The 7,073-nt window shown below is 46.1% G+C and carries 6 protein-coding genes, 1 tRNA gene, 1 rRNA gene and 1 riboswitch; all 8 genes read right to left on the minus strand.

What is annotated here, in order from left to right:
• The 8 genes from thiS to rrf all read right to left on the minus strand — a co-directional run bounded on the left by thiS (position 1) and on the right by rrf (position 6,923).
• Positions 1–210 (minus strand): sulfur carrier protein ThiS, encoded by a 210-nt coding sequence (gene thiS, locus HLM86_RS18190; protein ID WP_170883464.1) that lies wholly within the window; start codon positions 208–210, stop codon positions 1–3.
• Positions 211–1,002, minus strand: coding sequence for a HesA/MoeB/ThiF family protein (locus tag HLM86_RS18195; protein ID WP_170883463.1), 792 nt, complete (start codon positions 1,000–1,002; stop codon positions 211–213).
• Positions 995–2,257, minus strand: coding sequence for a thiamine phosphate synthase (locus HLM86_RS18200; RefSeq protein WP_170883462.1), 1,263 nt, complete (start codon positions 2,255–2,257; stop codon positions 995–997). The genes HLM86_RS18195 and HLM86_RS18200 overlap by 8 nt, the downstream gene beginning before the upstream one ends.
• 3 nt (positions 2,258–2,260) lie before the next feature.
• Positions 2,261–4,210, minus strand: a complete 1,950-nt coding sequence (thiC, locus tag HLM86_RS18205; protein WP_170883461.1) for a phosphomethylpyrimidine synthase ThiC — start codon at positions 4,208–4,210, stop codon at positions 2,261–2,263.
• A 169-nt stretch (positions 4,211–4,379) separates the two neighbouring features.
• Positions 4,380–4,478: riboswitch (TPP riboswitch) on the minus strand.
• A 69-nt stretch (positions 4,479–4,547) separates the two neighbouring features.
• Positions 4,548–4,931: a fluoride efflux transporter CrcB gene (crcB, locus tag HLM86_RS18210; RefSeq protein WP_076590205.1), complete on the minus strand. Its 384-nt coding sequence runs from the start codon at positions 4,929–4,931 to the stop codon at positions 4,548–4,550.
• Between the two features lie 110 nt (positions 4,932–5,041).
• The gene (locus HLM86_RS18215) at positions 5,042–6,424 is read right to left on the minus strand and encodes a multicopper oxidase family protein (protein WP_170883460.1); all 1,383 of its coding nucleotides are present in this window, start codon (positions 6,422–6,424) and stop codon (positions 5,042–5,044) included.
• 242 nt (positions 6,425–6,666) lie between these two features.
• A tRNA-Asp gene (locus tag HLM86_RS18220) sits at positions 6,667–6,743 on the minus strand.
• A 64-nt stretch (positions 6,744–6,807) separates the two neighbouring features.
• Positions 6,808–6,923 (minus strand): 5S ribosomal RNA (rrf, locus tag HLM86_RS18225).
• Between the last annotated feature and the right edge of the window lie 150 nt (positions 6,924–7,073).

A 7,073-nucleotide genomic window follows, 5' to 3' on the forward strand; every position in this document is an offset into this window, starting at 1 on the left:
TTAGCCCCCTGCAATCGCTTTGAATATAGAAATCGAATCGCCATCTGTCACATTAGTCTCTGTCCAAACGACACGAGGGACGACCACACCATTGACCGCTATAGCACAACCCAACAATGGCATACCCAATGACGCCATAATATCGGCCAGAGTTCTGGCGTGTTCAAAGAACGCTTTCTGGCCATTAATCTCTACTTGTATGTTACGCATCTATTTATTTCCTCCGCTTAACTTACTGGCGTTATTAGGTGGGTTATCCGAGCATACGGTACACGTAGGATCACTTGCCATCATCAAGCTCTGCCAGTCTAGGGTCGATCCATCAAATATTTTCAGCTGATGACTCGGAGAGGGGAAACGCCCCATCGCCAGTTTCTGAATAGCAGCAATGGCTTGCATGTTGCCCATGGCTCCTACCACTGGGCCAACAACCCCTATTGAGGCACAGGATATGGTGTCTTCGACCTCATCGAAGGGATATAAACATCGATAACAACCTGATTGATGAGGGAAGTCGAAGACCATCAGCTGCCCTCGCCATCCAGCAGCAGCAGCCGAGACCAGTGGTGTTGACTGCTTATAGCAAGCCAAGTTGACGGACTGCCGAGTGGGTAAATTGTCACTGCAATCTAAAACAATATCCGCCAATGCTACTTCCAAATTGAGTTGGGATTCACCCAGTCGATAAGAGATCTTCCGGATAGAGCAATCACGATTGAGGTCCTCCAATTGTTCACTCATCGCCGCGACCTTACCTTTACCAACGTCGCGTTCTCGATAGATCACTTGTCGGTGAAGGTTGCTCAATTCGACCTGATCGTCATCGACAATCACCAACTTCCCGACGCCAGAAGCAGCCAAATATAAGGACGCTGCACTTCCAAGACCTCCGCAGCCAATAATAAGAACATGACTCGAGCCCAGTGCGATTTGGCCGGATTCACCGATATCTGGAACACTGATTTGCCTCTGATAACGTAAAAATGATTCGTCACTAATCATGAAAACTGCAACCTCCCATATGGGTGATCGGTGAGGAGGGTGGTTTATCAACGACTGTCTGTTTTAGTTTTTCCACAGAATCATTCAGACACACAGAGTGACTGATTGCACCGACGACAGCGAGACCTGAAACACCGCAACGCCAAACTTGAGGTGCATTACCAGCGTCAATGCCACCTATTGCCACCGAGGGACAGCCTAAGTCCCTCTGAGGCTTTGTAACGGTATTGATCAGCTGTTGGTATAGCGAGAGTTTCACCAAACCCTGAGGCTTGCATGGTACGTGTTTGGTCGTCGTTGAAAAAATCGGTCCCAGAGCGATATAACTAGGAAAATATTGCAACGCCCTGAGAAGCTCATAATAACCATGAGTGGACAACCCCAGTTTAATATCGGCCTGCTCTATCGCTTGGAGGTTCGCACTGCATAAGTCTTCCTGACCGAGATGGACACCATCTGCACCATATTGAATGGCAAGCTGCCAGTGGTCATTGATGAAAATCTGGGCATCATACTGCCGACCAAGCTCAATAGCCTGAGAGATTTGTGTTTCCAGAGTCGTTTGTTCCAAGCTCTTTAGTCTTAGTTGAATGGTACGAATACCCAATTCCAACAGTCGCTCTATCAAATCAATATTGTTGACTATCGGGTAGAGACCAATATGGTCTGAACTCAATCTTGGAAAAACAATATTTATGCTCTTTTCACAACGACTAGCGGAATCTATGGACAAGAAGTTGTCCAAGATTGGCGTAGGAAAGGAACAAAAATCAGTGGGCCATGTTTCACGTGGAACACTACACCCCGCTCTTGCCAAAACTAAACCGTCATCTATTGAAAAATCCAGAGAGAGCGTCGTTAATAACCACGCCATATGACAAGATGGATCAAAATTTTCTGCCTTCTTGTCACAGACACGAATTGCACGGACGGATTCACCTTGGCACCAAGTATCAATGTGGTGACCTCTGTCGTCCAGTCCGACAAAAACGGAACCACCATCAACGCGAAGCGAGCGTGTAGCGGTAAGGACATTGAGACGAGGTAGGTAATCAATCACAATATCGGCATCGGACGAAAATGACCGCTCTGAAATAGTCAATCGGTCTTGATTGTTGACCAAGCAAAAACAAGGTGTTGGGCTTACACCCAACTCGATATCATTAATCGTAAAACCCTGTCGTTCAGCAATTAATAAACATCGCTGTACCAAAGCCGTCAGCTCGATTGACTGCGCTGGGATTAAAATCTTCACCCATCAATCCTCCAATTGAGCCTCTTGCAACGAGGTTGCAGGATGATAGAGCTCTGAGCCACTCTCTCTAAACTCTCGAGATTTTTGACGCATACCTTCTAAAGGGTTATCCAACATCTTTATTTCGATCGCCTGATCGGCGGCCACTTGCTGATAATCTTTCGCGTACTCTCGAACCTCTTGAGAAATTTTCATTGAACAGAACTTGGGACCGCACATTGAACAGAAATGCGCTACTTTACCCGACTCCTGTGGCAACGTCTCATCATGGTAAGCACGCGCAGTATCGGGGTCGAGCGCCAAGTTGAATTGGTCTTCCCAGCGGAATTCAAAACGCGCTTTTGATAAAGCGTTGTCGCGGATCTGTGCACCAGGATGGCCTTTTGCTAAATCAGCAGCATGGGCGGCTAACTTATAGGTAATCAGGCCGGTCTTAACATCGTCCTTGTTAGGCAGCCCCAAGTGTTCTTTAGGCGTTACGTAACATAACATTGCGCACCCATACCACCCTATCAGTGCAGCCCCGATGCCCGAGGTAATATGATCATAACCTGGAGCAATATCGGTTGTTAGAGGCCCCAATGTATAAAAAGGAGCTTCATGACAATGCTCAAGCTGCTCATCCATATTCTCCTTAATCATATGCATTGGAATGTGACCGGGCCCTTCAATAATCACCTGCACGTCATATTCCCAAGCGATCTTAGTCAGTTCACCCAGTGTCCTCAACTCTGAAAATTGCGCTTCGTCGTTAGCGTCCGCAATCGATCCAGGGCGTAATCCATCACCAAGAGACAGCGCAACATCGTATTTGGCACAAATTTCACAGATTTCACGGAAGTGTGTAAACAAAAAACTTTCTTGGTGATGAGCCAAACACCATTTGGCAATAATGGAGCCTCCCCGAGAAACAATACCTGTTACGCGTTTTGCCGTCATAGGAACATAACGTAGCAGTACGCCCGCATGAATCGTAAAGTAATCAACACCTTGCTCAGCTTGTTCAATCAAAGTATCACGCATCACTTGCCAATTAAGATTTTCTGCAACGCCATTCACTTTTTCTAATGCTTGATACATGGGCACCGTTCCTATCGGAACAGGACTATTGCGCAGAATCCATTCACGAGTCTCATGAATGTTCCTCCCGGTAGAAAGGTCCATTACCGTATCGCCCCCCCAACGGGTTGCCCAAACGAGCTTCTCCACTTCTTCTTCTATCGATGACGTAACCGATGAGTTACCTATATTGGCATTCACTTTAACCAAAAAGTTTCGGCCAATGATCATAGGCTCTGATTCAGGGTGATTAATATTTGAGGGGATAATCGCACGACCTTGCGCGACTTCCTGACGAACAAATTCGGGAGTGATTTCACTAGGTAAATTCGCGCCAAAGTTGTTTCCGGGATGCTGTTGATTCAATTGTTCATCTGTAAACGTATGTCTACCCATGTTTTCTCGAATCGCAATATATTCCATCTCGGGTGTGATGATCCCTGCTCGCGCATAATGCAACTGAGTCACGCATTGCCCAGCTTTAGCGCGACGAATACGTGGAAGGTTTCCGTAACGTAGCTCGTCGAGTGTTTCATCTCCTAAACGCTCTTTAGTGAACTCTGAGCTGACCTCATCAAGTAAATCGGTATCATTGCGTTCTTCAATCCACAGCTCTCGAAGCTTTGGCAAGCCCATATGCAGGTCTATTGCTGCCTCAGGGTCGGTATATACACCGGACGTGTCATAAACGAGAACCGGTTCATTGGGTTCAAACACAGGGTCATCTTTTGTGCCACCAACTAAACTCGCGGCCAACGAAATTTCCCGAGCAGGGACGAGAAGGTCTGGTCGAGATCCTTCAATGTAGATCTTTGTAGAATTTGGATAGGGTTGTACTGAAAGAGACTCAATAAAGTGTTTGGCTTCAAGTCTCGCTTGCTTGCGACTCGACATAGCATTTTTCCTTGCTTGTTATTTTAAATAAACAGAATTTGGATAAAAATGCTTGGCGGATAGATGTGACAAGAGCAGTCAAAGCGACCATTATTCCCTACGAATACGTTCCAGAGGGCAAATACAATGGTGTTTGACTATTTGATAGATCGCCAGATAGATTTATGGCGTCGATATCTCTCTTGTTCCCTTCGCAGGTATTAGCCTGATCAGGTTCAACGGATCCCGAATTAACGGTCTCAGCCTTATGGCTCTCCGACAAGTTTTACGAGTATATAAAAACAGCTTGGTTAAACCAAGCCGAATTGACCAAAATTGATGCGGCTCAGCAAATTTATTAGCCCTTTATCAGTAATTGAAACCCTAGCCATGCCGCTGAAATACTAAGCACCACATTGAGTAGAACATTAAGGCCCATTTTTAAAAAGGCCCCTTGTTGCATGAGAAGAACGTTGTCCATTGAAAAGGTAGAGAATGTGGTCAAAGCACCGAGGAAACCAAGCCCAAGCACTTGACGCCATGGCTCTGTTGCTATCAGTTCATTCTCGAAAGCCGCAATCAACAGTCCCATGATAAACGAGCCCATCACATTGACAGTCAGGGTGCCATAAGGAAAACCTCGACCCAATAAAGCAGCACACAGTTCCGAGATTAAATAGCGCGAACAGGCACCAAAGGCCCCACCTAAAGCAATAAAACTAAGAATAGACAAATGGCCCATGATGCCTCCGATTAGAATTTTGTTGTATTGAATCTAAAAATCATGATTCCATCGCCAAAATAACAACAACTAAGGTAGAGTTAAAACAGATATTTAAAAAGTTACAGGAGTCACTTAACTTCAATATATCCCATTAACCCTGTTTTCATATGCTCAATAACATGACAGTGATACATCCAACGACCCGGATTGTCTGCTACAAATGCCGCTTTTGCGCGACCATTTTTCCCCAGCAACACTGTATCAGTGTGGAAGGGCTCATCTAGCTTGTGACCATCCATTTCTAACACTGTGAAGGTGTGGCCATGAAGATGGATTGGATGATGATATTGGGTGACATTTTTTAAATCAAATATATAGGTCTTACCAAGTTCAAGAGTAGCCAAAGGGGCAGGAATAGTCTCTTTAGTCATCCCTTCCCAAGCGCGCTTGTTCGTCAACCAGAATGTTGGCATGGCTTTGCCCGCTTTATTAGAAGGTGTAATCGCGCCTGCCCATTCGAATACAAAATCAATTTCTTGTGCGTTGTCCAAATCAAGTTTAGGAACGGGATTAAGTGGTAAATGAGGTAAGGACTGCCCCCGAGGCAAAGACGAGGCTAATACTTCGAACTCACACAACGGGAAAGGAAATCGCCCTTTCATTTGACGGATATAGACACGTCTTCCAGCTTCCGGAGCAATTAGCCCAATATCGACCCTCATACCAGGACCTATTTTATGTTGTCGAAGTTTATAGGGTGTATTGACAGGGTTACCATCGATAGCAATAACCCAAGCTTCGGCACCCTCTACAGCGATAGGATACGTAATGGTATTGTCGACATTCGCCAAACGCAGTCTGGTCGTGGCATGCGACTTCAATGGATAAACAGGTTCATGCACGCCATTGACACTACTCCACTCTCCCGGCGTCCCCATTCTCGCGCTGAGGCGAGGGATCATTAACTCTTTCCATTCCCCTTTTTTATCGATATGCCAATGTTTCAGCATAAGCGCATGCTCTTGGTCAAACTCTACCGGATAACGCTCCTCCACAATAATCATACCCACCAACCCCATCCCAAGTTGAGTAACACTATTCATATGGGGGTGGTACCAAAAAGTACCAGCATCTGGAGGAGTAAACTGATAGACGAACGTCTCACCGGGCATAATTGGTAACTGGCTAAGGAAAGGGACACCATCCATGTTTAGCGGAATTCTAAGGCCATGCCAATGGATCGTCGTTGGCTCTGATAACTTATTAGTAAATCGAATCGTTACTGGTGTTCCCTGCCGACAGCGAATAGTTGGTGCGGGGATCTGGCCATTAAAGCCTAAGACATTGGTCAGATGGCCTGGAACCAACTCTGCATGGGAAGGCTCAGCGGTAATATCGTAAACATAATCGCCAGAGTTGTCCTTTGAACGACTCAGGGTACACGCAGGCAGTGCGGATAACGCCGTTATCGCAAGAGAAGATTGAAGAAAACAACGACGGGAAATTGCCATAACGAAGAGCTCCTTGTTATACATCGTCAGTAATATAACAAACAATATGAGTAATATTTGGTTGAAAGTAAACCGTTGCGCACCGTGCGATGTTTCCCCGCTCACCCATCTTTCATGACAAAAAGAGACGTATCAATGCAAAGAATAGATGGTAAAAAGCGCGACGCATTACGACAGCTGGAACAAAACGCGGGAGACAAAAACAAAAAAACCCAACGCGACCGCGTTGGGTTTGGAATGCATGGCGGAGTGGACGGGACTCGAACCCGCGACCCCCGGCGTGACAGGCCGGTATTCTAACCAACTGAACTACCACTCCGCAGTGGCAACTTGCTAAGCAAGCGTCCATCTGTTTTCAGGTCATACCTAAAAACGAAATGTAAGCCTGGCGATGTCCTACTCTCACATGGGGAGACCCCACACTACCATCGGCGCTACTGCGTTTCACTTCTGAGTTCGGCATGGGATCAGGTGGGTCCGCAACGCTATGGTCGCCAAGCAAATTCTTTTTCTCTATTTCTAGAGAATAATCTGGAAAGCTGGTTATTGTGTTCTCATACACATTCAATCTGTTCTTGCTTTGAGTCCATCAAAACCCTTTGGGTGTTGTATGGTTAAGCCTCACGGGCAATTAGTACAGGTTAGCTCA

Source organism: Vibrio ostreicida (genome assembly GCF_013074385.2).
GTDB lineage: Bacteria > Pseudomonadota > Gammaproteobacteria > Enterobacterales > Vibrionaceae > Vibrio > Vibrio ostreicida.